The organism is Bacillus sp. AFS073361 (assembly GCF_002567005.1).
Lineage (GTDB): Bacteria > Bacillota > Bacilli > Bacillales > Cytobacillaceae > Neobacillus.
The window spans coordinates 141,448-165,479 of record NZ_NUZU01000013.1; the positions used below are offsets into that span (position 1 = coordinate 141,448).

Sequence of the window (24,032 nt, forward strand, 5' to 3'; positions counted from 1 at the left end):
GATGTTTATTTTAAGAAGGCAGGGGAACCAATTTGAAAATGAAGATAATCGCACTATGTACGACCTTTATTATGGGAATCGGGAGTGTTTTTTCTTGTCCATCAGTAGATGCAAAGGAAAATAATCTTAAAAGTGTACAGGATCAGCGAACAGGTCTTCAAACAGATATTTCAAAAGCAAATTTAGAAATTTTTCAAGTCCAAGATGAATTAATTAGACTAGCTGAACAAATTATTAGAGTTGAGCAAGCCATTAAAGATAATAAAAAAATGATTGAACAAACAGAAGAAAAGGTAAAAGCCTCACAATCCCAAGTACAGGATCTTCAGCAAGAAATAGCATCCATTCAAGATAGAATTAATAAACGCAATGAATTAATAAAGAAACGTGCCTTATCGCTACAAGAAAGTGGTGGTCAGGTTAGATATATACACGTTGTTCTAGGTTCTTCGAGCTTTAGTGATTTTGTAGAAAGACTTGGTGCTGTTGCCTCGATGGTGGAAGCAGACCAAGATCTAGTTAAACATTATAAAGAAGATCAGAATGAAGTCCAAACTAAACAATCTTCAGTGGTGAAAAAGTTAAACGAATTGCAAAATATGAAAACAGAACTTTTATGGATGCAAGAACAAATATTAGAACAAAAAAAGCAAAATGATGCTTTAAAAGCAGAACTTAGGATGAAAGAGCAGGAAAAACTTTCTGAGAAAGCTGATTTACAACAGAAAGATGGAACACTAGCAATAAAAGAAGCGCTCTTATTAAACGAGGCTCAGAATTCTAAGGGAACAGATAAAAATAATGAAACCGTGAATTTGGATGTTCCATTACCTACAACCACCAATGAAGCCATTAATGTGGTCATTCATGCTGGGGAAAAATATATTGGGAACTCCGTTTATGTATTTGGCGGGGGAAGAAACTCTTATGATGTTGCCCATGGTAGATTTGATTGTTCAGGATTTGTTGCGTGGGCCTTCAGACAGGCAGGATTTAAAGTGGGCGCTCATACAGATATCCTAAAAAATACTGGGGAAAGAGTTACCCTAAGTGAGGCGCGTCCTGGAGATCTAGTTTTTTTTGACACTTATAAAATAGATGGGCATGTAGGGATTTACCTTGGCGGAGGTAAATTTATTGGTTCTCAAAGTTCAACCGGAATAGCCGTTGTAGATTTAACGCAAGGATTTTACAAAAAGAAGTTTAATGGGCGTGTTATGAGAATCATCAACGACTAACAATATAAAGAAAAAACACTGAATGTGGTAATAATTTAAGGCTGCATTTTTTCTTTGGAAAAAAATACATGAAACTAATTTTTGAATAATTGCGTTATTAATAGTGGAGAGTAAATTGGAATTTAAAAAATATTGCATTGTTATTGTTTAATGAGTAAAATGGATGAGTTATAAATTTAATCACTTACAATACTTTTGCAACAAGGTTAGGAGATTATCAGAAATGGAACTACTTATGATTATTAAAGCTATTATTCTAGGGCTGGTAGAAGGATTAACAGAATTTGCACCAGTATCATCTACCGGGCACATGATTATCGTGGATGATATGTGGCTGCAATCCGAAAAGTTTTTAACACAGCATGGAGCAAACACATTTAAAGTCGTTATCCAACTTGGTTCCATATTGGCGGTTGTTGTCACCTTTAAAGATCGCTTTATTGATTTATTAGGATTGGGGCGCTTAAAAAAACAAGCAGCTTCAGGACAAGTACAAGGCCGTTTAAAACTTTCTCAAGTAATTGTGGGATTAATCCCTGCCGGTGTACTAGGCGTCCTTTTTAACGACTATATTGATGAGCACTTATTTTCAACTGCAACTGTTTTAATTGGCTTAGTTATTGGGGCGATCCTAATGATTCTTGCGGATATTTTTGGTCCAAAACGTCCAAAAGTACAAACAGTTGACCAAATTACTTATAAACAAGCATTGACTGTTGGCTTGTTTCAATGTTTTTCACTTTGGCCAGGATTTTCTCGTTCGGGTTCAACGATTTCTGGAGGAGTATTGATGGGGATGAGTCACCGTGCTGCCGCGGACTTTACCTTTATTATGGCTGTGCCAATCATGGCCGGAGCTAGTTTTCTCTCTTTATTAAAGAATTGGGAGTATATGACGTTGGATGCCCTTCCAATTTTTATTGCAGGATTTATTAGTGCCTTTATTTTTGCTCTTTTGTCTATACGCTTTTTCCTAAAGCTTATTAACAAAATAAGATTATTACCATTTGCTATTTATCGGATTGTGCTGGCTATTATCCTGTATGTAATATTTATCTAATTCGTGGCTTCTCTGTATTGTTAAACCAAAAGGTTAATAAAGAATGTAAGTGGGTCTATTAAGTCAATAATAGACCCTATTCCTATTCCTATTTATGGTAAATCTGGAAAGTCACTGATAATTCCTTCAACATGGAAATGATTAAGCGTTTTTAAGTCATTCTTTTTATTAACAGTCCAAATCATTGTTTTAAAGCCATGGTGGTGAATTCTTTTAATCAACCGCTTATTCACCATGGTTATTTTGGGATTTACATACGACACATAGCTTGAAAAGGACTTTAAATTTTTATTCGAAATCATCTTCACACCGGAGTTTTTAATCAAAATGCCTATTGGAATGGTAGGCAGAAGGTCGTGAAACCGTTTTAGCGCACCACGGTCAAAGGACTGAACAATAATTTGCTTGTCAACGGATGTTAACTCTCTTTTCTTCAATTCCTCCGCAAGTTTTTCCTCAACCAGGGGATAAAGTGAGGGTTTTTTTAATTCAATTAAAAAGCCGATTTTCCCTGCAAACTCCTCAAATATCTCAGAGAGAGAGGGGATCTTCTCACCCGTAAAATTACAATGAAACCAACTTCCTGCATCAAGACTTTGAATTTCTTGTAAAGTAAAATCCTTTACTTTCCCTTTCCCATTAGTTGTTCTGTTAACGGTTGGATCATGTATCACAACTAATTCATGATCTTTTGTCATTTGAATGTCAAGCTCGAGGTAGTCGACACCTAATTCTACGGCTTTCCTAAAGGATGAAATTGTATTCTCTGGACAGTAGCCTGCCGCGCCTCTATGACCGATTTTCAAGGGGCGGCTTTCTTTCTTTTTCTCACTAAACCGTGTGATTGCTCTGTATATGATCATGATAAGTACGAATAAAAGCGTAGCAGCATTTCTCAAGTTGGTGCCCCAATCTATATATATTTGTGAACATGGTATGAAAAATAGATAAGAATGTCAATTCGAAGAGGATAAAATTGTAAAAAATATTTTTCTGAGGGCTAATTCCTTTATTGTACTTGAATTTTTCCTTAATTATGGGCTTCTTCTTTTTTATTAAACTGGGTAATTTGGATATGTGTCTATCGCACATTTTTAATCAAGTGAATAGGATATATGGAATTAAGAAAAGGAGGTAATGTAAATGTCAGGTGTAGCTGGTGGATACGGCGGCGGATTTGCCCTACTGGTCGTTTTATTTATTTTGTTAATCATTATTGGGGCTTCATGGTGCTACTAAGAAATCAACTTAGATAAAAAGGAGGTCTTGAAAAATGTTTGGTTACGGATATGGAGGATGCGGATACGGATATGGAGGATGCGGTTACGGCGGCGGTTTTGCTTTAATCGTAGTATTATTTATCCTCTTGATTATTGTCGGTGCAGCTTGCTTTAGATAAAAACGTAAAATGGAGGCCCGCTTGTTTAATCAAGCGGGTTTTCATTTGAAAAAGCCCGTTTCCATTTACTAAAAGCATCTAATTCATTGGAGATTTTCTTTACAGTAAAGCCAATCAAAGCTGCATCATCCAGGATCCCCAGACCAATAATGAAATCTGGTACTAAGTCAAGTGGCGAAACAAAGTAAAGAAGGGTACCAATGACAGTAAGAATTGTGCTGGGTGAGACATTTTTATATTCACCTTTTGAATAGGCTTTAACTAATTCAAAAAATAATTGCAGTTTTTCCCAAACATCGCCTAAACTTCCTTTTTTCTCATTTGCCATTTTTATCGCTTTGTTAAGCAACCCCTCTGTTTTTTGCGGGTTTCCAAGATATTCTTTAGCTTCGGTAGAATATTTATGCTGCTCTTTTTCAAAAATCTTAGTTTTACCGAACAATGCATTCACTTCCTTTTTGTGAAGTCCATGCTTAGTTTACCACCAAATAAAAAAAACATTAGATATTTTATCATAAATGAAAACCAGGTGCCCAATAAACAGCACCTGGTTTTCATAGGTTATCTTTATACTAAGACCATATTATCACTTATGGTTGCCGGTGTTCCCCAAACTATTTCTTCAATCTCTGAGCCTTCAAGTGTTTCTTTTTTTAATAATGCATCGACCAATTGTTGATACTGATATTGATGGTTATTAATTAGACTCTCTGATTTTTGTAAAGCTTTTTCAAATAGCTCTTGCATCTTTTCTTCTTTATCTTGTTTTTTGAAGGTCAATGTAAATCCTTCTTGAAGCATACCGGTATCTACCATTTGTTCGATAATTTGTTTTGCTTGTTGAACGTCGCCACTTACGCCGATGCTGTGTTCTCCTAAATGAATTCTCTCAGCAACCCCGCCAGCTAATATCATTGCTACGCGCTCTAATAAGTCACTGGTCGTAGATAGATGCAATTCCTTTGGAATTGGTGCAACATAACCGAGCGCCTCTCCACGAGGGATAATGGTTGCTTTCCTAACGGAACCAGGTTTCGTCAATGATGCTACAATGGCATGACCAGCCTCATGAATTGCGACCCTGCGTTTTGTATCATAATCTTGTAATGACCGGGAAGTGCTTCCTAAAATCGTTCGATCAAGGGCATAGTCAATGTCCTGCTTTTGGATGGACTCTTGGCCGTTCCGAACAGCTCTTCTGCTAGCCGTTTCGAAAAGTGATTGGAGCTCTGCACCTGAAAAACCTGAAGTACTTTCTGCCAATTCATCTAATTGTGCAAGAGCATCTTTATCAAATGATTTATCTTTAGCATGGATAGCGATTATCTCTCTTCTTCCTTTTGTATCTGGAAGTGGTACATGGAAGGAAAAATCGATTCTTCCAGGACGAAGGAAGGCTTCATCCAACATGTCTTTTCTGTTTGTGGCAGCAATAAAAAGAATTCCATCATTTGAATGTCCGCCATCAAGTTGTACAAGTAATTCTGTTAAGGTTTTTTCGGCTTCCTCGCCGCCATGTGCCTTTCTTTTTGCTGCTAAAGCATCGACCTCATCAATGAATACAACGGCAGGACCTTGCTTTCTTGCTGCTTTGAACAATGAACGGACCCGGCTAGCCCCCACTCCTATAAACATTTCATTAAATGACGAACCGCTTGCCGAAAAGAAAGCGGCGTTTAATTCACGGGCAATTGCTTGAGCGAGTAATGTTTTACCTGTACCTGGCGGGCCGTACAAAAGAATACCTTTTGGTGGTGTAATCCCTAATTTTGATGCACGCTCAGGTTCTTTTAGGGTCGAGAGAGTTTGTAAGATTTCTTCCTTCATTTCGTCCCCGAGTCCACCCACATCCTTCAAACTAATGGAGGGAAGGGTTCGCGACTTTGCAACACTATTCTTCATTGAATTATTTATTCCCAATCCACCTTTTGTTTTTTGAAGCGTGAATGCTGCTCCAGCCAAGAGAAGGATAACGCCGCCTAATATCCATTTTCCATATTTACTGCTCTTTGAATAGGAGTATTCAATATTGTATTTAACAACCAACTTATCTACCATTTGGCTGTTGGGTGGGACATGGGAAAGATATACCGTTTCACCAGCATGAATATAAAGGCTACCATCGGGTTTTTCAGTTATACTTACAGTTTTCCCTTGTTGTGCTTGAATAGTTTTCTCAACAGAGGAGAATGGTATAGCAACTTCATTATTGGTAGTTTGAATAATCCAGACGATTCCTGCAATAACTAATATTAACGCTGCAATGAGCGGAATAAATTTCGAGACTTTTTTTATACTTGGTTTCAATTTTCTTCATCTCCTTCAACAGAGTTCTCCTCTATTATAAAGGGGTTTCCAGAAAAATGGATGTGGGAATCGTTGGGAAACTAGAAATGCCCGCATAAAAAAAATAAACCAGCACAATTTTTTTTAAAATGCGCTGGTGTGGTTTATAAAAGCTACGATAATAAGCGAAGATGTGGAATGATTGGATGTAATACACTTTGAGCAATTGAGCCAATACTGGCACCGATACAGGATGCTTTATTCCATTTAAAAACATGAACTTTTTCATCCTTTCCTTCAAACAAGAACAATAATTGGTCATCTTCTTCAGCAATTCCAATTTTTTCATAAGAAATCTTGTTCTCATTGAGGATAATTTCAAAGGCTTTATGCAATAAATTCAGGGTCTGCTGATCAATTTTAGTAATATCCAAGTCCTGTACCTCCGATGTGTTATGTACTCGCCGTACTTATTTTTCATCATTACCGCTTTCTTTCATTATATTCTTTATGCTCTCGGGTTTAAAGAAATATTGCAAAGTTTCCGTTTGAGAGATAAGATTGAAGTTATGGACAAAAATTTTTATTGTCAAAAGAGAGGAAAACGAAATGGGTAACAATTTTAAAGAAGATGTATTGTCACGCCGGACATTTGCGATTATTTCCCACCCAGATGCCGGAAAAACTACGCTAACCGAAAAACTATTATTATTCGGAGGCGCTATTCGAGACGCGGGAACTGTAAAAGCGAAAAAAACAGGAAAGTTTGCAACCAGTGACTGGATGGAAATTGAAAAGCAACGGGGGATTTCCGTAACCTCCAGTGTCATGCAATTTGACTATGAAGGATTCCGAGTTAACATTTTGGATACGCCTGGACACCAAGATTTCAGTGAAGATACGTATCGTACTTTAATGGCTGTAGATAGTGCTGTAATGATCGTTGATGCTGCCAAGGGGATAGAGGCACAAACACTCAAACTATTTAAAGTATGCCGGATGCGCGGAATTCCTATTTTCACATTTATGAATAAACTCGATCGTCAGGGCAAGCCGCCGCTAGAACTGTTAGCTGAATTAGAAGAGGTTCTAGGCATAGAATCATATCCGATGAACTGGCCGATTGGGATGGGGAAAGAATTCCTTGGTATTTATGACCGATATAACAATCGAGTGGAACAGTTCCGAGTAGAGGATGATGACCGTTTTATACCGTTAAATGATGACGGAGAAATTGCCGGAGACCATCCGCTAAAAAAATCTGGACTTTATGATCAAACACTCGATGAAATTATGCTCCTCAATGAAGCAGGGAATGAGTTCTCAGCTGAAAGAATTGCAGCAGGTAACTTAACACCAGTATTTTTTGGGAGTGCGTTAACTGCTTTTGGAGTTCAAACATTCTTAGAGTCATACTTAAAGTTTGCTCCGCCTCCAATGGCGCGCAATTCATCCATAGGAGAAATTGATCCGTTAGGGGAACAATTTTCAGGTTTTGTGTTTAAGATTCAAGCAAATATGAATCCTGCCCACAGAGATAGGATTGCCTTTGTCCGTGTGTGTTCTGGGAAATTTGAGCGGGGAATGACAGTGAATATTCCGCGTTTGAATAAACAAATAAAGCTCTCGCAGTCAACTTCATTTATGGCTGAAGAACGGAATACTGTCGATGAAGCGGTTAGTGGAGATATTATCGGATTATATGACACAGGCACATATCAAATTGGTGATACTTTGACTACCGGGAAAAATGATTTTCAATATGAAAGACTTCCGCAATTTACACCAGAATTGTACGTTAGGGTTTCCGCTAAAAACGTCATGAAGCAGAAGTCCTTTTATAAAGGAATTCAGCAACTGGTTCAAGAAGGAGCCATTCAGCTATATAAAACCGTTAAAACGGATGATTATTTATTAGGTGCCGTCGGTCAATTACAATTTGAAGTTTTTGAGCATCGGATGAGAAATGAATATAATGCCGAAGTTTTAATGGAAAGAATGGGTTCAAAAATTGCCAGGTGGGTAGATAGTGAAACGGTTGATGAAAATCTATCGAGTTCTCGTTCAATGTTAGTGAAAGATAGATATGATCATTATGTATTTTTGTTTGAAAATGACTTTGCTCTCAGATGGTTTCAAGAGAAAAATCCATCGGTTAAACTCTATAATCCAATGGACCAAAATGATTAAGAAAAGTGGCGGATTCTATTCCGCCACTTTTCTTAATGTTTATTAAACTGAAAATTCAGACTAACTACCCATGGACAAATCTTTTCTTAGGACTTTACAATGATTACAATCGTCTTGATAAAGACTAAGGAGGAGATAAGTTGGGAAATGGTTTCTTTTTTACTGGGTTTCCTGGGTTTATTTGTAATCAATTGATTCGCGAAGTAATAAAAAATAATCAATTGATAGGATCTGTTTTTGTCCTAGTCCTGCCTAATATGGTTGAAAGAGCAAAAAAAGAATCGGAAGCTATTATAGCAGCATATGGGTTAGATGAGTCCACTTTCCACATTATTGTTGGAGATATAACCAAACCGTTTCTTGCTATTACAGAAGAAGAACAGGAAATCTTACAACAAAGGGTTACCCATGTTTTTCATCTAGCAGCCATTTATGATTTAGCTGTTCCAAGAGAAATAGCGCAAATAGTGAATGTAAATGGTACGGAAAACGTAAATGAATGGGTGCGAAGATTACCAAACCTAAATAGATATATTTATTTTAGTACTGCCTATGTAGTCGGAAATAGAGAAGGTACTCTGTATGAGACGGAACTTATTACACCACCTGGTTTTAAAAATCATTATGAACAAACTAAATATGAAGCAGAGGTTTTAGTGGAAACATTAAAAAAAGAAATACCTGTTACTATCATTCGGCCGGGGATTGTCAAAGGCCATTCCGATACGGGAGAAACCATTAAATTTGATGGCCCTTATTTTATTATGAACTTTTTAGATCGGTTAAAATTTCTTCCTCTCATACCTCGACTAGGGAAAGGTGAAGCTTATGTAAACCTTGTTCCCATCGATTATATTATTCAAGCAACTGCGTATCTTAGCCAATTAGACAATGCTGCTGGAAAAACGTATCATCTAACAGACCCACATCCCTACCGTGCTTCAGAAATATATGAAATCATGATGAAAGAAATGCTAAACAAACAACCAAAAGGAATGATTCCATTAACTGTCGGGAAATGGTTCCTTTCTCTTAAACCGTTGCGCAAATTTCTGGGAGTAGAGAAAGAAGCATTGGACTACTTTACTTGGAAGGGACAATTCGATTGTACACAAGCTGTCACAGACCTAAGGGAATCAGGGATCGCCTGTCCTGACTTTAAAGATGGAATTAAACCAATGACAGAATTTTACTTACAACAAAAAGATAACCCAACCTTTCATATTAAAATTATTTAACGGGGGTGATAATAAATGGATGCAATTCAAGAAAAGCTTAAAATATTTGCCCCGGCAACAGGAGAGCGGCTGGGGGAGATTCCTGTAACATCTGTTAACGAAGTCGATTCCTTTTATCATAGGAGTAAAACAGCGTTTAAGCAGTGGAGTAATCTGACTATGTCTGAAAGAGGAAAGTATCTATTAAGACTTAAAGATATTATCGTAGAGCAGATGGAAGATATAGCAAAAACAATCGCTGCGGACACTGGAAAAGTGGTAACGGAGGCCCTGGTAGCTGATATCACACCAACCCTGGACAGTATTGATCACATAATAAAACATGGGGAGAAAATTCTTCAGCGCCAAAGAGTAAAAACGCCTTTTTTATTGATAGGAAAAAAATCATTTATTGAATACATGCCAAGGGGAGTGGTTTTGGTAATTTCGCCATGGAATTATCCCTTTCAATTAGCAATGGTCCCGATGCTTAGTGCTTTGGCCTCTGGGAATACAGTGATTTTAAAACCAGTCAGAAGTAACTCCACTAGTAGGGAAATGTATGGAGGGGATTTTTGCTAAAGCGGGCTTTCCTATGGGAGTTGTTCAAGTTGCACATGGTGGAAAAGAGGTAGGGGCAGCCTTTACAAATGGGAAACCAGATTATATTTTTTTTACTGGATCTGTCCGGACTGGGAAAATCATTCAACAAGTTGCTTCAAAACATCTAATTCCAACAACCCTAGAACTTGGCGGCAAGGATCCAATGATTGTATTTGCGGACGCTCATTTGGAGCGTGCGGCAAAAGGGGCAGTGTGGGCGGCATTTACTAACAGTGGTCAAGTATGTATGAGTGCAGAAAGGCTGTATGTTGAAAAATCAATTTATCCTAAATTTCTATCCTTACTAAAAAAAGAAATTTTAAACTTAAAACAGGGGAACAATGAAGATGACGATGTCGGTTCGATGACTTTCCCAGCTCAAATAGAAATTTTAAGAGACCAGTTAGAGGATGCATTGAGCAAGGGAGCAAGACTTGAGACCGGTCTAATGCCTGAAAAATGGAACAATGGAATGTTTTTACCGCTTATTGTAGTTACAAATGTGAACCATGATATGAAAATAATCCAGGAGGAATCCTTTGGACCGATTCTGCCAGTCATTCCATTTGAGAGTGAAGATGAAGTAATTAGTCTTGCAAATGATACGGTTTATGGGTTAAATGCAAGCGTTTGGTCAAATGATCATGTAAAAGCCAGAAGAGTATCCTCTAAACTCGTATCAGGAGCAGTAGTGATAAATGACGCTATTATAAGTATTGCCCATCATGGCCTTCCCTTTGGAGGGGCAAAACAAAGTGGAATCGGCAGGTACCATGGGGATGCCGGGTTAAGAATTTTTTGCCATGAAAAAGCTATTGTCGAGGACATCGGCCGGAAAAAGAGTGAAATTCATTGGTATCCTTATCAAGGAAAATACCCATTATTTCTTCAGCTTTTTAAAAGTTATTTCCAAGCTAATCGAAACTGGATTATATTTTCAAAAACCTACTTACGCATCCTCAAAAAGAATTAAGTTGGGAAAAATAATAGAATATCCGCTATTTTTTGGCAGAGATGGATAAACTAAGGTAAGTGAATTTTTAGCTTTAAAAATATGCCACGAGAAGCGGGACTGTACGATGAAAAAGATGAGCAAACTTGAAGCTGTTTTTTGGAATATTGCTTTTCCTGGTTTTAGTCAATTGTTAATGGGTCAATATATCAAAGGAATATTGTTTGTTACATTAGAAGTAATGATCAATTCAAATAGTCACTTTAATTCGGCAATCATGTATAGTTTCTTAGGAGAAATTAACAATGCAGAGAAGGTACTTAATTACCAATGGCTTATGTTTTACCCGTGTGTCTATTTGTTTTCCTTGTGGGATGGTTATCGTTCAGCTATGCCTGAAAATGAAAAATACTCGTTTTTTCCATTTGTCTTCGGTGCCTATTTTGTTACTGTAGGATTAATGGTATCGCCTAAGGTTACAATTTTTCAAATTCATCCTGGCCCAGTTTTTTTACCGATGCTGTTTTTAATCCCTGGGTTGCTTATTGGTTTTTTAATTAAATTTTTATTGTCTTTAAAGTTTCAAAAATAAAAATTACTTATAAAAAGCTTCAAATCAGGATATTCTGGTTTGAAGCTTTTTATTGGGAAAATTTTTTTAAAATGAACCCCCACAAATTGCTTCAGATGGAGCGTAACTATGTAGTAAAAATAAACTTTTTATACATTAGGAACAAGATAAAAGGATGTGGTTTGGGAAAAAGAAAAATAAATAAATAAGGGTTATAACAATAAACAGGAAAAGATAGCCTTTGTTGGGGCTGTTTTTTTAAAATGCTTACCCCAAAAAAAGTCCAAGATAACACTCATATGTTATAATTGGTCGAATAGAGGTGAGCATATGCTAGGTTTATTGTTTATGGCCAAAAAGAAAAAGAAGAACACCTTGGAAGAAACGGTTCTTCTGATTCAACAAGGTGACCGTTATTTACTTGATGAAATTATTAATTCCTACAAACCATTTATAGCAAAAACAGTATCTTCTGTATGCAAACGATATATCTATGAAACCGATGATGAATTTAGTATTGGGCTCATCGCGTTCAATGAAGCGATTGAGAAATATTCTACAGAGCGTGGGAACTCCTTATTGAGTTTTTCTGAAGTCATAATCAAAAGAAGAGTAATTGACTATATTCGTAAGCAATCCAAAAATCAACATTTAAGTTTTGACTTAACTAATGATACAAATGAAGAAGAAACAGCTGGAACAATTATTGTTAATGAACTCTCATTAGATGATTACAAGAAAAAGAATGATGAACAATTAAGAAAAGATGAAATTGTTCATTTTCAGAAATTATTAACTACTTTTGATTTAAGTTTTTCTGATTTAGTTGAGAATTCACCTAAGCATGTCGATGCACGCAAAAACGCAATTATCGCTGCAAAATTGTTAGTCGAAAACGAAGAATTAAAAGAAATGTTATTTAATAATAAACGGCTGCCCATTAAACAGTTAGAGAAAATGGTAGATGTCAGCAGGAAGACGATTGAACGAAATAGGAAATATATTATTGCCATTGCACTTATATTATCTGGTGATTATGTTTATATGAAAGATTATATAAAGGGGGTGCTAGACACATGAAAAAGGGAATTATAATGGAAATTGAAGAAGAATTCCTAACGCTTATGACCCCTGAAGGTGAGTTTTTACATAGCAGAAGACAAAATCAGCCCTATGCAATTGGGGAAGAAATTCACTTTTTTCCAATAGATCATGTTAAAAGCTCAAAACCTTTTAGTTGGTTTAATAGCATTTTTAAATTTAAACCTGTTTGGGCACTAGTGGCTGCGTTCGTTATTATGCTTGGCTCATTTTTCCCAATGTATCAAAGTAATAAAGCGTATGCCTATATGTCAATTGATGTTAATCCAAGTATCGAACTTGGTGTTAATAAAAAGATGCAGGTTGTTGAAATTATAGGATTTAACAATGACGGTAAGAAGATTGTCTCGCACCTGACTAATTGGAAAAAGAAAAATGTTTCTGAATTAGCACAAACGATTTTCGCTGAAATGAATAAAGAAGGTTATTTGAGTACAAAAGAACACGTTACCATTTCCGCAGTAAGGACCACCGATCCTGATGAAAAAGTGGAAAAGGAACTTAAAGCAAACATTGAAGAAATTAAAGCATCAGTTGACAAACAAAAGGTTGAACTTATAGTTGTAAATCCTACTAAAGAAGAATTAAAAAAAGCGCATAAACTTGGCATTACAGCTGGTAAATTACACGATAATAACGCCAAAGTTTCCATTAATAGAACAAATGAAGTGAAAACGAAAGATAAAAAGAAAACTACCGATAGTAAACCTAAACAAAAGAAACAGCCTGTTCACTCTACTCCTTCAGGACCAGTGAAGAAACAAACAGAAAATAAGGCCGTTCAAAATAAGGCATTTGCAGAAAACAAAAGGCAATTGGAAAAGAAATGGATAAATGGAAAAGTTAATCCACCTGGACAATTGAAAAAGATAGATGAACATAATATAAAACAAAATCAAGAGCGGCCTATAAAACAAAATAATAAACAAAAAGAAAAAAAGGCTGAGAACAAAAAATCACAGAACCAAGAAAAGTCTAACGGGAAAGATAGTCATAGAGACCCCGTCAAAGAAAAAAAAGCTGAGAACAAAAATTCGTTATACCAAGAAAAATCTAAAAAGAAAGACAATCATAATGGTATTGATAAAAACCATAGTAAATGGAAAAATAAAGAAAAAGAAATAAATAAACATGAGAATAAAAACTATAAACATCATATCAATGAAAATAAGGATGATGACCAAAAAAATAAAAATTCTCATGGAAAACATAGATAAATAAAGTCCGGAAGTAATTCCGGACTTTTTCCATATTTATGAAATTATTGTTGTTGTCCAGATAATTGTGCTTGTGCCTGTTGGACAAGGCGTTTTGTAATTTCCCCGCCTACAGATCCATTTGCTCTTGAAACTGTATCTGACCCTAAATTGACTCCAAATTCTTGGGCGATTTCGTATTTAACTTGATCTAAATATTGTTCAATCCCAGGTACTAACAACTTGTTACTGCTATTAGCCATATAAATCAGCTCCTTATTTTCAATACAGAGATTATTTTACCTCTGTATAGGTATTATTAATTTATTTTGTTGTTTTATAAGTGGAAATGTTTTTCGTTATTGGATATAAATTTTAAAAAAATGGCTGTGTTAAGTTTGTCTGTTGATTTCCGTTCCAGGCACAAGCGGTTCGCGGGCGTGCCGGGGAGCCTCCTCNNCCCGCAGGAGTCTTCGTGCCTTCCACTCCAATCAACAGAGTGTTAAAATTAATTTTTAACACAGCCAATTAAATAAAAAAGAGCCAAACGGCTCTTTTTTACTATGCCTTCACTGCCTCTAATAAGAGGTCAACGATATGAACACCTCGCATTTTCTCGGAGAGTCCTTCCTTTTCAATCCCAACTTTTACTTGTAATAAGCAGCCAGGGTTAGTAGTAACAATTGTGGAAGCGTGGGTATTTTTTGCTTGGACCATTTTGTAATCAAGCATTTTCATTGACATTTCTGATTCGATAATATTGTATATACCGGCCGAACCGCAGCAACGGTCTGCATCATTCATTTCAACATATTTAGCTCCTTTAATGGACTGCAGAAGGAGCCTAGGGGCAGATGCAGTTTTCATCACATTTCTTAAATGACAAGAATCCTGATAAGTAATTATCTGAGGTGGGAGCTCTAATTTTACCCTTTCATGGAAGTTAACTGAAACTAAAATTTCATTTACATCTTGAATTTTTTCGGTAAACTTCTTAGCTCGGTCACTCCACTCTGGGTCTTCTTTTAATAAGTGATCATATCCAAGTAAGAATGCACCACAACCGCCGGCATTCGTAATGATAAAATCAACATTTAAATCCTCAAATGCTTTGATATTTCTCTTGGCAAGATCTTTTGAACTCCCTTTTTCACCATAATGACCGTGCAGGGCACCACAACAGGTTTGCTCCTCAGGAATAACAATTTCACAACCAGCCAGTTGGAGTAATTTGATGGTAGCATCATTTGTTTTCATAAACATGGAGTCCATCAAACAGCCGCTAAAGAAGGCAACTCGGTGTGTTTGTTTTCCAATTGGTTCTGCATGAACCGGTCTATTTTTCAGTTCTTTCATCGTTGAAACTGGAGGAAGTATTTTTTCCATTAAGGTTAAATGCTCAGGCAACATACCTAAAAATCCAATTTTTCTCGCCATAGTTTGTAAGCCAGAACGTTGGTAAAACCCAATTAACCCTGTCACATTTTTCATTCGTTTTGGATGTGGGAACAATCCTTCGAAAACTGTTTTTCGAACGATGCTAGTCGATAGTGAGTATTTCTTATTCTGACTGACAATATCACGTGCTTCTTCAAGCAAATGACCATACTTTACTCCAGATGGGCAAACAGTTTCACATGCCACGCAGCCAAGACATAGGTTAAGCGAACGCTCAAAGTCTTCATCCGGTTCAATTAAACCATCGGTAACAGCCTTCATTAAGGCGATTCTGCCCCGCGGGGAATGTGATTCTTTATAGCCTGATTCAATATATGTGGGACACGCGGGTAAACAAAAACCACAGCGCATACAATTTAATAATTCATCTTCATTCATTCTGACTTTAAACTGTTCTTGGATGATTTCTTTTTCTTTCACTGTTGTCATTTTGAAACCACCATTTGTTTTTTGTCGTCTGCTGCGAAAACTGTTCCCTGGCCAGAAACTACCACGCGCTTCCTATAACTTTTTGCAAAAACCTTACCCGGATTCATGATATTATTTGGATCCAAAGCAAGTTTAATGGCTTTCATCACGGCAATTCCTTCTTTACCCAGTTTCCATTCAAGATACGGTGCTTTCATAACTCCGACACCATGCTCACCTGTAATGGTTCCGCCAAGTTCCACTGCTCTTTCAAAGATTTCTGCAAAAGCCATCTCGACACGTTCCATTTCTTCGTGATTTCTTGCATCCGTTGGGCATGTAGGATGGAGATTTCCATCACCTGCATGGCCAAAGGTACAAATTTGCAGATTGTATTTGTCAGCAATGTTATTAATTGCGTTTACCATTTTCGCTATTTCTGACCTTGGGACAGTAGCATCTTCAAGTACAGTAGTTGGCTTGAGTCGTGCAAGTGCAGAAAGTGCTGTGCGCCTTGCAGCAGCTAAGGCTAACGCTTCTTCTTCTGAAGATGCTACTTGAACGGAGACGGCACCTTCCTGCTTACAAACCTTGATGATTTTTTCAATATCACGTTCGACGACCTCAGGTGAGCCATCTTGTTCAATTAATAAAACTGCTTGAACGTCTGTAGGTAATCCAATTTGAGAATAGTCTTCGACTACTCTGATCGTAGGTTGATCTAGGAACTCAAGTGTGACAGGTATAATTTTATTGGCAATAATTTTGGAAACAGATTTTGCTGCAGCTTCTAGATCCTGATACAAGGCTAGCATCGTTTTCTTAGTTTCAGGCATGGGGATAAGCTTTAAAATTGCTTCAGTGATGATCCCAAGAGTTCCTTCTGAACCTACCATTAACCGGGTAAGATCATACCCTGCGACATCCTTTGCCAGTTTTCCACCTGTTCTTACGATATCCCCGTTTGGCATGACAACCTCAAGACCAATCACATAATCCCGGGTGACTCCATATTTAAGTCCACGTAATCCACCAGAGTTTTCGTTAATGGCTCCACCAATCGTGGCAATTTTCATTGAACCTGGATCGGGTGGATAAAAAAGTCCTTTTGCCGAAGCAGCATTAGCGACATCCAGGCATATGACCCCTGGCTGGACAGTAATCGTTAAATTCTCTTCATCTAAGTCAACAATACTGTTCATATGCTTGAAAAGAATAACTACGCCACCCTCAGTTGGGCATGTGCCTCCACAAAGATTTGTCCCGGAACCTCTCGGTACAATAGGCACTTTATTTTCATTACATACCTTAACAACTTCTGAAACTTCCTTTGTATTCCTTGGGCTGACAACCGCATCCGGCATTGCCTGCAAGTTTGGGGTTGAATCATAGGAATAAACAAGTCTTTCGGTTTTGGCATCATCAAAATTTTCCCTTGAAACAATGCTGATTAATTTGTCTTTTACTACTTTGGAAAGCATGCTGTTTCCTCCATTCACTTCATTCACTGAATACGCCTACAAGGTAAATGTGTTTTTATGTTCTAAATTAAGTATAAAAAAAACAGGCATCTGCCTGCTATGGATAAACATCTAATAAAACTCAATAATATTTTTTGATTTTTGTTTGTTCATCCAAAAAGAGAATGCCAAGATACAATGTAACTAAATCATGGATATTATTAGGGGTTAATTGTGTTAATTCCTCAACTTTTTTTAAACGATAGTGGAGGGTATTGATATGTATATGTAAGGTATTCGATGTGTTCTTCAACGAATGATTTTGCTTAAATAATTCTTTAATGGTTTCTAATAGTTCTGTTTCCTTCAAAAGGGGTCCAATGGTTCTTGTAATAAAATCAGCTTTGGTTTTGGGATTAATTTCTTCAGAAATCATTTCAAGAGTCAAATCTTCATCGAAAATAATCGAGGTATTTAACTTTGCTATGTTCAAAGATCTTTCAGCTTGTCGATAGGAATCACTAATTTCCTGAGAATCCGTTGCCTGACCAACACCAGCAATCGCTTGAATCCCGAACTTGTTTGTCAAGAATTGAAAAAAATGCTGTAAACGTCTCTCAATACTCTCCCGTGTAGGTCGATTAGAGCAATTTATGAGTAATACTATCCTATCATTGCCAGACCTAGCGACAACTTCTTTTGCATTTTGCTGAAACCTATTAAAAATCATTGTCCAACTATCCCTCGAAAGTGGTACGTTTAACCCGATAAATTCAATAATTACAACCAATCTTTTGACTGTTATGTCAATTGATAGAAGCTTAGCTCGGTCTAAGAAAGAGTAATTCCACTCTTTGGCTTGGACCCAATCCATTATGAATGATTCTAATGCTCGCGTATGCCATTCAAACTGTTCGGCATAATAATTTTCACTAATAAGGAGTTCAGTCATTTTTCGGATTACTTCACCAAAAGGGGTAACTTTATTTGGTTCCCCAGTAATTCCAATTACTCCAATCACATCATGTTGAAAGAAAATCGGTAAATTAATCCCAGCTTTTACACCAGTTAACTTTAATTGGTCTTCATGTGTAATGATCATCTTTCTTTTTTGTTGTAATGCAATCAAAGCTCCTTCATGGAAAGACCCTACTCGATCGAAGTCAGTGCTTGCAATGATATAGCCTTCCGTGTTTACAACAATAATATCTTCACCAATTAACTTCTGGACTTCTTTGACAATTTTTTCAGCTAATTCAGGTAATATCAAGGGTGACACCTCCAAGAACAACTGCTTCTATTATAGCAGTGTTTGCCTGAAGGTTGTTTGGTAAAAAAACTCTGGATGTGTCATCCAGAGTTTGGTAAAAATGATGAACTTAATCACTTCCTTGACTTACATCTTTTGAAGGATGCATAAAAGGATATGCTTGCGGTTTCTTTTTACTTTCCAATAAATCTCGGTTTTCACTTGTGTTCCAGCCAATATCATTAGTCGGATGAACCCATTTATCTCCCGCCATAATCGAAGGGTCTGTATCTTTTGTCCAGTTCTCTAGAGGAGAATTAGGCGAGGCATAAATACTATCACCAATCGTAACACCATGTTCATTAACAAAGGGAGGCTCCATTTTTATTCCAGTACCCTCAAAGCTAGGGGCACTGATTTGATGAGGCATGGTTTCATTCAAGCTTACTGGCTCGGCAGACTGTGTATTTTTCGTTTTTTTCATTTTCAAATCACTCCTGTTTTTTCTTTATTTTCTTCGAGTAGAGCAAATTTATTTATGAAAAAAAAGGAAAGGAATGATTACCTTTAGTTTGTTCAAAACTAAGGTAGTAAGGTTAAACTATTTTCTGGGAGGATTATTTGATGGCAAAACGTAAAGCAGAATTTGATGCAGTGGAAAAATATACAAAAACACCTCATAAAAATGTTCAAGAAAGTGAATTTTCAGCGGAATTCACTGATAATAACAATGCGATAAGATTTCAAAATCGAAATTCAAAACTAGGGAAAAAGGGAAGAAGTTAATGAAAAGCCGCCGTAAAACCCCACCACGTATTCCTACTGAAGAATTCAGCATCGAATTTGGCGATGTTAACGGCACAAAATTATATGACATTATGCAGGTGACACAAAAAGAGAAGAAAAATAATAAAAAGAAATAAGCCGGCAACGCCGGCTTGTTATTTTTCTAAATATGAAAAAATCTGTGTACCACTGTTCATGGGGTCAAAATAAGCTAAAAGACATGAAGGATGTTTAAAAATCTTCCCGCTTGTTAGGAATTCTGATAAATCAAAGGTGAGTTCTTCAAGCATCGTATGTTTATACAATTCTTTTTCATCGAGGCCAAGATCAACAAACGAATCCCCTAAAATAGACGGATGTTCGGAAATTTGTTTGTAAATTTGTGTTCTTTTTTCCTTATTAAAGCTTGCTTCCCACCAAGGTTTTCTTGGTTTGAATTTGTGCTTCAAAAAGTAATCATACTTCATTAGCCCAACAATAACATCAAGCTCGGCAACATCCTGGTGTTCTAAAAAGGTATACAGTCTACGGAATAAATCTTCAAGTTGATGACCAATTCTGGACCAGCCTTGGCTTTCCCAGAAAGAACCAAATTCTTGAAAGAAGTCAAACGGTGAAGGAAATACATTGGTTATTAAATATTCCACAGTTGCATCCATCCGATGGTCATTCCAGTATTTTTCCAACACATCCTCAACCTGCTTAATTCTAACAATATCGTCGAAAGAGAGGACGTTGTTGCTTAAGATTTCATAGGGAGAATGATCCATATATATATATTTATGGTGATCTGCCCGAAGCCTTACTCCTGTGCCTCTGAGCATTTTTAGAAAACCTAATTGCAGCTCTTCCGGACGGAGCTCAAATACATCATTGAAAGTCTTTCGAAAGGAAGCGTAATCTTCTTCAGGTAAACCAGCTATTAAATCAAGATGCTGGTCTATTTTCCTACCTTCTTTTACCATTGAGACTGTCCTTGTCAGTTTCGAAAAATTTTGTTTTCGCATCACCAGTTCATTGGTAAAGTCATTGGTGGATTGAACACCGATTTCAAAGCGGAAAAGACCTTTAGGAGCTTCTTGATTAAGAAATTCAATTACTTCAGGACGCATAATATCTGCTGTAATTTCAAACTGAAAGACGGTTCCAGGAAGATGTTCATCAATTAAGAAACGAAACATTTCCATAGCATAACTCCTGCTAATATTAAAGGTACGATCGACAAACTTAATTGTTTTTGCCCCATTAGCCATTAAATAGCGTATATCTTCTTTAATTTTTTCACGGTCAAAGTATCGGACACCCACCTCAATCGATGACAAGCAAAATTGACAGCTGAATGGACAACCACGGCTAGTCTCAATATAGGTGACTCGTTTGCCTAAATTGGCGATATCTTCAGGGAAACGATAGGGTGAAGGTAATTCCTTTAAGTCCAACTTATTCATTTGGGGAGTAATGACTATTTGCTGATTCTCACGTAAGGCAATTCCAGGTACTTTTTTAAAGTTATGATTATTTTGGATTTCAGTTAGTAACTGTTTAAAGGTTTGTTCACCTTCACCCATAACAATAAAGTCCACCTCAGGTACTTTTTCCATCCATTCACGTGTGTCATAAGTAACCTCAGGTCCGCCTAGAACAATAACTAGCGATGGGTCCACTTTTTTTAACAGATTCACCACTTTAATGGTTTCTTCAATGTTCCAGATATAACAGCTAAATCCAATCACCTTCGGTTTCTGTTGATAGAGATCTGTCACAATATTTAAAATAGGGTCCTTTATGGTATATTCCTTGATTTGTATATTAAAATCTGGTGCTGCATAAGCCTTTAGGCAGCGAATCGCTAGGTTGGTATGAATAAACTTAGCATTCAGGGTTGAACAAATAACATTCATATAAAAACTCCTTTGCATAAATGAAAACAATATTTTATTATAGCCTAGTTTAGAGAAAAAAAGAAGCAAACGATACAAAAGACCCATGCCGGTTTGGCATGGGTCTTACAAAATAATTATTAAGGAATCATAAAACTGAGGTAATGACTCTGAACAAAGGTCATTATTCCAATAATTATTACTAAGAAGAAGCTGTGTTTGATTGTGAAGCGGAACAGTTCGGATTCTTTACCTGCAAGTCCAACAGCGGCACAGGCAACAGCTATTGATTGTGGTGAAATCATTTTTCCGGTTACTCCGCCGGAAGAGTTAGCTGCCAGAGCTAACACCGGATCCATACCAATAGAAGTCGCAGTGATTTTTTGGAGGTTACCGAATAATAAGTTTGCAGAAGTATCGGACCCAGTAATAAACACTCCAAGCCAGCCAAGGAAAGGTGAGAAAAACGGAAATAGTAATGAACCTGTTTTGGCAAGTGTCATTCCAAGAGTAGTACTCATTCCAGATGCATTTGTAACATAGGCAAAACCAACAACAGCAGCAATTGTAATGACTGGATATTTTAATTCATTGATGGTTTCGCCAAAAGTAATAGCCCAATTTTTCCAAGAGATGCCGACGATGAATTTTGTTAAAATTGCTGCGATTAAGATTGCTGTACCGGCTGCTCCAAGAAGTTCCAATTTATATATTGCTGGGATTGGAGCTCCTGCGGTGTTAATGATTTTATTATTTATTAATGGCACATTTGGAATATATGTAAGTGCATGCCCAATCGAATTAACTGCTTTTAAGATGGCGTTTGCCCCCTCGTAATGACCAGTTAATGCAAGCTTAACGGTAGGAATACCCCATAATGTAATAATTGCTGTTAACAATAGGAAAGGTGACCAAGCCTTGAAAATTTGCCCTCCCGTATGTTTAACTTCTTGTGTTTTAAGTTTCCTTGCCGATGTAGCAGCAAGTTCTTGCTCAGAAGAAAATCGGAAGATTGTTTTTGGCTTCCAGAATTTTAAGAAGACAGCTAGTGCAAATAAGGAAACTAAAGCTGATAAGATATCGGGAAGTTCTGGTCCCATAAAGTTAGAGGTGAAAAATTGAGTACCAGCAAATGCTACTCCTGATACGAGAATAGCTGGCATGACTTCTTTCGTTTTTTTCCAGCCAGCCATGATAAATACTAGATAGAATGGGATAAAGGCCGATAAAAATGGCAACTGGCGGCCTACCATTTTTGAGATCTCTGTTGCTGCAATACCAGTTGGCCCTTCCATGGCAATAATCGGTGCACCAATCGCTCCGAATGCAACAGGTGCAGTATTAGCAATTAGACAAAGCCCTGCAGCATATAAAGGATTAAATCCTAATCCTACCAAAAGAGCAGCGGAAATGGCAACAGGTGCACCAAAACCTGCGGCACCTTCAAGAAAAGCTCCAAAGGAAAACGCTACCAATAATGCTTGTAAACGGCGGTCCTCCGTAATAGAAACAACAGAGGTTCGAATAATATCAAATTGTCCAGTCTTTACAGTAAGTTTATACAGGAATACTGATGTAATGATAATCCAGCCAATCGGCAGTATTCCATATACAGCACCTTGTGAGGCCGACATAAATGCCATACCCGCAGGCATTTTATAGGCAAAAATAGCAATCACTAAGGCTATAGCAAGTGTAGATACTCCTGCAAGATAGCCTTTCATCCGTTTAATGGCTAAAGCCCAGAAAAAGTAAAGAATCGGAATTAGTGCAACAACAGCAGATAATGCGAGATTATCTCCCACTGCTGTAAAGTTTTGAGTAAATGTCATAATAGCTTAATCCCCCCGAATTAGCTTTTTTTGATTTTTTCTCCAAATAATAAAATCTACCCTCCTTTAAATTAGCAATCGCTTACAAATGGTGACAAGGTCATCAGATGACTAGATGTTTCTTGCTTCTAAAATGAATTATATGGACGAAATCGAAGAAATTCAATCTTTTTTTTAAAAATTTCCATTATTAAATATTATTACGTAACGAATAGTGGAATCTTGTTTATAGTGATAATGTAGATTATATAGGCAGATTTTCGAGAAAAATGTATAATGAAAATGGATCTAAGAAACAAATGCTTGTTAGGGGCTGGACCGGTGAATTATAAAAAAATAAAACCAAAAAAGATCTATGAAGAAGTAGCAGAGGCCATATATGAAATGATTCGAACGGGTCAGGTTAAACCTGGGGAAAAACTTGATTCGGTACAACAACTTGCTGAAAATTTCCAAGTAGGCCGCTCCGCCATCCGTGAAGCGTTAACCTCTTTAAGAGCGATGGGGCTCGTTGAAATGAAGCAAGGGGAAGGTACTTTCATAAAGGAATTTGAATCAGATCAAATTACTTTCCCACTATCAACAGCTATTTTAATGAACCAAGAAGACATTGCTCAATTATTAGAGGTTCGTAAGATTATTGAAATTGGAACGGCTGCTGCAGCTGCGAAAAAAAGAACAAGTCACCATTTAGCAATGATGGAGGATGCACTTGAAGAAATGAGAAATGCTCAAGGGAATGAAACACTGGGCGAAAAAGCTGATCTCCAATTTCATTTTGCTCTTGCCGATGCCGCGCAAAACCCTTTGCTGCTTAGCTTGATGAATCATGTTTCTGGATTAATGGGAGAAACCATGAAAGAAACACGTCGTGTTTGGCTCTTTTCTAAACAAACCACGATGGAACGACTTTATGATGAACATAAGGATATTTTTGAAGCGGTTAAAGAACAGGATGAAGAAAAAGCAAGAAAGTTTATGCTTTTACATCTTGAGAACGTTGAAGCCGTATTACAAAAATATTTTCAATCTGCGAATTTTACAAGCTAACTTTTTGTATAATTAATCCAAAAAACATGCAACCTCCAAACTAATTTGGAACGCATGTTTTTTAAAATTTTCTTTTTTTTTGCTGGAAGCACTTTC

Annotated in this window: 25 protein-coding genes; 14 read left to right on the forward strand and 11 right to left on the reverse strand. The window is 37.0% G+C overall.

The genetic code is table 11. The annotated features are described in order from the left end of the window. Nucleotides 1–38 precede the first annotated feature (38 nt). Nucleotides 39–1,238 (forward strand): coiled-coil domain-containing protein, encoded by a 1,200-nt coding sequence (locus tag COJ96_RS08640; protein WP_180230035.1) that lies wholly within the window; start codon nucleotides 39–41, stop codon nucleotides 1,236–1,238. A 223-nt stretch (nucleotides 1,239–1,461) separates the two neighbouring features. Next, complete coding sequence (locus tag COJ96_RS08645; RefSeq protein ID WP_098572535.1) at nucleotides 1,462–2,298, forward strand: undecaprenyl-diphosphate phosphatase; 837 nt, start codon at nucleotides 1,462–1,464, stop codon at nucleotides 2,296–2,298. Nucleotides 2,299–2,390: 92 nt separating this feature from the next. Here the strand turns inward: COJ96_RS08645 and COJ96_RS08650 are convergent, their stop codons facing one another. Further along, on the reverse strand, nucleotides 2,391–3,197 hold the full coding sequence (locus COJ96_RS08650; RefSeq protein ID WP_098572536.1) for a glycerophosphodiester phosphodiesterase: 807 nt from the start codon (nucleotides 3,195–3,197) through the stop codon (nucleotides 2,391–2,393). A gap of 244 nt (nucleotides 3,198–3,441) precedes the next feature. On the opposite strand from COJ96_RS08650, the gene COJ96_RS08655 reads away from it, so the two are divergent. Together COJ96_RS08655 and COJ96_RS08660 are read left to right on the forward strand one after the other, a co-directional pair. Continuing rightward, nucleotides 3,442–3,537 (forward strand): YjcZ family sporulation protein, encoded by a 96-nt coding sequence (locus COJ96_RS08655; protein WP_098572537.1) that lies wholly within the window; start codon nucleotides 3,442–3,444, stop codon nucleotides 3,535–3,537. Nucleotides 3,538–3,571: 34 nt separating this feature from the next. Next, a complete protein-coding gene (locus tag COJ96_RS08660) occupies nucleotides 3,572–3,697 on the forward strand; it encodes a YjcZ family sporulation protein (protein ID WP_081825507.1) in 126 nt (41 codons plus the stop codon). Nucleotides 3,698–3,722: 25 nt separating this feature from the next. Here the strand turns inward: COJ96_RS08660 and COJ96_RS08665 are convergent, their stop codons facing one another. From COJ96_RS08665 to COJ96_RS08675, 3 genes are all read right to left on the reverse strand, one after another. Beyond that, nucleotides 3,723–4,139, reverse strand: coding sequence for a YkvA family protein (locus COJ96_RS08665; protein WP_098572538.1), 417 nt, complete (start codon nucleotides 4,137–4,139; stop codon nucleotides 3,723–3,725). A 125-nt stretch (nucleotides 4,140–4,264) separates the two neighbouring features. Next, nucleotides 4,265–6,004 (reverse strand): AAA family ATPase, encoded by a 1,740-nt coding sequence (locus COJ96_RS08670; RefSeq protein ID WP_098572539.1) that lies wholly within the window; start codon nucleotides 6,002–6,004, stop codon nucleotides 4,265–4,267. 152 nt (nucleotides 6,005–6,156) lie between these two features. Beyond that, nucleotides 6,157–6,417, reverse strand: a complete 261-nt coding sequence (locus COJ96_RS08675; RefSeq protein ID WP_098572540.1) for a hypothetical protein — start codon at nucleotides 6,415–6,417, stop codon at nucleotides 6,157–6,159. Between the two features lie 175 nt (nucleotides 6,418–6,592). Here COJ96_RS08675 and COJ96_RS08680 point away from each other — a divergent pair, with 175 nt between their 5' ends. From COJ96_RS08680 to COJ96_RS08705, 7 genes are all read left to right on the forward strand, one after another. Further along, nucleotides 6,593–8,173, forward strand: a complete 1,581-nt coding sequence (locus COJ96_RS08680; protein WP_098572732.1) for a peptide chain release factor 3 — start codon at nucleotides 6,593–6,595, stop codon at nucleotides 8,171–8,173. A 140-nt stretch (nucleotides 8,174–8,313) separates the two neighbouring features. After that, on the forward strand, nucleotides 8,314–9,411 hold the full coding sequence (locus tag COJ96_RS08685; protein WP_098572541.1) for an SDR family oxidoreductase: 1,098 nt from the start codon (nucleotides 8,314–8,316) through the stop codon (nucleotides 9,409–9,411). Nucleotides 9,412–9,426: 15 nt separating this feature from the next. Then, on the forward strand, nucleotides 9,427–9,972 hold the full coding sequence (locus tag COJ96_RS29190; protein WP_257148467.1) for an aldehyde dehydrogenase family protein: 546 nt from the start codon (nucleotides 9,427–9,429) through the stop codon (nucleotides 9,970–9,972). Beyond that, a complete protein-coding gene (locus tag COJ96_RS08690) occupies nucleotides 9,953–10,966 on the forward strand; it encodes an aldehyde dehydrogenase family protein (protein WP_257148468.1) in 1,014 nt (337 codons plus the stop codon). Before COJ96_RS29190 ends, COJ96_RS08690 begins: the two co-directional genes overlap by 20 nt. Before the next feature lie 106 nt (nucleotides 10,967–11,072). After that, on the forward strand, nucleotides 11,073–11,537 hold the full coding sequence (locus tag COJ96_RS08695; RefSeq protein WP_098572542.1) for a hypothetical protein: 465 nt from the start codon (nucleotides 11,073–11,075) through the stop codon (nucleotides 11,535–11,537). Between the two features lie 309 nt (nucleotides 11,538–11,846). After that, on the forward strand, nucleotides 11,847–12,596 hold the full coding sequence (sigI, locus tag COJ96_RS08700; RefSeq protein ID WP_098572543.1) for an RNA polymerase sigma factor SigI: 750 nt from the start codon (nucleotides 11,847–11,849) through the stop codon (nucleotides 12,594–12,596). Next, nucleotides 12,593–13,834: an anti-sigma factor domain-containing protein gene (locus COJ96_RS08705; protein WP_098572544.1), complete on the forward strand. Its 1,242-nt coding sequence runs from the start codon at nucleotides 12,593–12,595 to the stop codon at nucleotides 13,832–13,834. The genes sigI and COJ96_RS08705 overlap by 4 nt, the downstream gene beginning before the upstream one ends. 44 nt (nucleotides 13,835–13,878) lie before the next feature. On the opposite strand, the gene COJ96_RS08710 is transcribed toward COJ96_RS08705, so the two are convergent. The 5 genes from COJ96_RS08710 to COJ96_RS08730 form a co-directional block, all read right to left on the reverse strand. Next, complete coding sequence (locus tag COJ96_RS08710; RefSeq protein ID WP_026566245.1) at nucleotides 13,879–14,076, reverse strand: alpha/beta-type small acid-soluble spore protein; 198 nt, start codon at nucleotides 14,074–14,076, stop codon at nucleotides 13,879–13,881. Nucleotides 14,077–14,374: 298 nt separating this feature from the next. Continuing rightward, nucleotides 14,375–15,700 carry a (Fe-S)-binding protein gene (locus tag COJ96_RS08715; protein ID WP_098572545.1) on the reverse strand — a complete coding sequence of 442 codons (1,326 nt, stop codon included), beginning with the start codon at nucleotides 15,698–15,700 and terminating at the stop codon, nucleotides 14,375–14,377. Continuing rightward, on the reverse strand, nucleotides 15,697–17,160 hold the full coding sequence (gene glcD / locus COJ96_RS08720; RefSeq protein ID WP_098572546.1) for a glycolate oxidase subunit GlcD: 1,464 nt from the start codon (nucleotides 17,158–17,160) through the stop codon (nucleotides 15,697–15,699). The genes COJ96_RS08715 and glcD overlap by 4 nt, the downstream gene beginning before the upstream one ends. Before the next feature lie 121 nt (nucleotides 17,161–17,281). Further along, complete coding sequence (locus tag COJ96_RS08725; protein ID WP_098572547.1) at nucleotides 17,282–18,409, reverse strand: CdaR family transcriptional regulator; 1,128 nt, start codon at nucleotides 18,407–18,409, stop codon at nucleotides 17,282–17,284. Between the two features lie 109 nt (nucleotides 18,410–18,518). Next, nucleotides 18,519–18,872, reverse strand: coding sequence for a DUF3905 domain-containing protein (locus COJ96_RS08730; protein WP_180230026.1), 354 nt, complete (start codon nucleotides 18,870–18,872; stop codon nucleotides 18,519–18,521). 140 nt (nucleotides 18,873–19,012) lie between these two features. On the opposite strand from COJ96_RS08730, the gene COJ96_RS28520 reads away from it, so the two are divergent. After that, the gene (locus tag COJ96_RS28520) at nucleotides 19,013–19,174 is read left to right on the forward strand and encodes a hypothetical protein (RefSeq protein ID WP_166257651.1); all 162 of its coding nucleotides are present in this window, start codon (nucleotides 19,013–19,015) and stop codon (nucleotides 19,172–19,174) included. Beyond that, nucleotides 19,174–19,311: a hypothetical protein gene (locus COJ96_RS28525; RefSeq protein ID WP_180230027.1), complete on the forward strand. Its 138-nt coding sequence runs from the start codon at nucleotides 19,174–19,176 to the stop codon at nucleotides 19,309–19,311. Before COJ96_RS28520 ends, COJ96_RS28525 begins: the two co-directional genes overlap by 1 nt. Nucleotides 19,312–19,329: 18 nt before the next feature. Here the strand turns inward: COJ96_RS28525 and COJ96_RS08735 are convergent, their stop codons facing one another. Further along, nucleotides 19,330–21,075, reverse strand: coding sequence for a B12-binding domain-containing radical SAM protein (locus COJ96_RS08735; protein WP_098572549.1), 1,746 nt, complete (start codon nucleotides 21,073–21,075; stop codon nucleotides 19,330–19,332). A 119-nt stretch (nucleotides 21,076–21,194) separates the two neighbouring features. Continuing rightward, nucleotides 21,195–22,886 carry an L-lactate permease gene (locus tag COJ96_RS08740; RefSeq protein ID WP_098572550.1) on the reverse strand — a complete coding sequence of 564 codons (1,692 nt, stop codon included), beginning with the start codon at nucleotides 22,884–22,886 and terminating at the stop codon, nucleotides 21,195–21,197. Nucleotides 22,887–23,207: 321 nt separating this feature from the next. On the opposite strand from COJ96_RS08740, the gene COJ96_RS08745 reads away from it, so the two are divergent. Next, complete coding sequence (locus COJ96_RS08745) at nucleotides 23,208–23,936, forward strand: FadR/GntR family transcriptional regulator (RefSeq protein ID WP_098572551.1); 729 nt, start codon at nucleotides 23,208–23,210, stop codon at nucleotides 23,934–23,936. The last annotated feature ends 96 nt before the right edge of the window (nucleotides 23,937–24,032 follow it).

Bases quoted from the DNA above. Each gene is read 5' to 3' on its own strand.
- COJ96_RS08730 (WP_180230026.1), bottom strand. From the start codon at position 18,872: ATGAAAAAAACGAAAAATACACAGTCTGCCGAGCCAGTAAGCTTGAAT.
- COJ96_RS08735 (WP_098572549.1), bottom strand. From the start codon at position 21,075: ATGAATGTTATTTGTTCAACCCTGAATGCTAAGTTTATTCATACCAAC.
- COJ96_RS08710 (WP_026566245.1), bottom strand. From the start codon at position 14,076: ATGGCTAATAGCAGTAACAAGTTGTTAGTACCTGGGATTGAACAATAT.
- COJ96_RS08645 (WP_098572535.1), top strand. From the start codon at position 1,462: ATGGAACTACTTATGATTATTAAAGCTATTATTCTAGGGCTGGTAGAA.
- COJ96_RS08695 (WP_098572542.1), top strand. From the start codon at position 11,073: ATGAAAAAGATGAGCAAACTTGAAGCTGTTTTTTGGAATATTGCTTTT.
- COJ96_RS08715 (WP_098572545.1), bottom strand. From the start codon at position 15,700: ATGACAACAGTGAAAGAAAAAGAAATCATCCAAGAACAGTTTAAAGTC.
- COJ96_RS08655 (WP_098572537.1), top strand. From the start codon at position 3,442: ATGTCAGGTGTAGCTGGTGGATACGGCGGCGGATTTGCCCTACTGGTC.
- glcD (WP_098572546.1), bottom strand. From the start codon at position 17,160: ATGCTTTCCAAAGTAGTAAAAGACAAATTAATCAGCATTGTTTCAAGG.
- COJ96_RS29190 (WP_257148467.1), top strand. From the start codon at position 9,427: ATGGATGCAATTCAAGAAAAGCTTAAAATATTTGCCCCGGCAACAGGA.
- COJ96_RS28525 (WP_180230027.1), top strand. From the start codon at position 19,174: ATGAAAAGCCGCCGTAAAACCCCACCACGTATTCCTACTGAAGAATTC.
- COJ96_RS08690 (WP_257148468.1), top strand. From the start codon at position 9,953: ATGGAGGGGATTTTTGCTAAAGCGGGCTTTCCTATGGGAGTTGTTCAA.
- COJ96_RS08660 (WP_081825507.1), top strand. From the start codon at position 3,572: ATGTTTGGTTACGGATATGGAGGATGCGGATACGGATATGGAGGATGC.
- sigI (WP_098572543.1), top strand. From the start codon at position 11,847: ATGCTAGGTTTATTGTTTATGGCCAAAAAGAAAAAGAAGAACACCTTG.
- COJ96_RS08705 (WP_098572544.1), top strand. From the start codon at position 12,593: ATGAAAAAGGGAATTATAATGGAAATTGAAGAAGAATTCCTAACGCTT.
- COJ96_RS08680 (WP_098572732.1), top strand. From the start codon at position 6,593: ATGGGTAACAATTTTAAAGAAGATGTATTGTCACGCCGGACATTTGCG.
- COJ96_RS08640 (WP_180230035.1), top strand. From the start codon at position 39: ATGAAGATAATCGCACTATGTACGACCTTTATTATGGGAATCGGGAGT.
- COJ96_RS28520 (WP_166257651.1), top strand. From the start codon at position 19,013: ATGGCAAAACGTAAAGCAGAATTTGATGCAGTGGAAAAATATACAAAA.
- COJ96_RS08740 (WP_098572550.1), bottom strand. From the start codon at position 22,886: ATGACATTTACTCAAAACTTTACAGCAGTGGGAGATAATCTCGCATTA.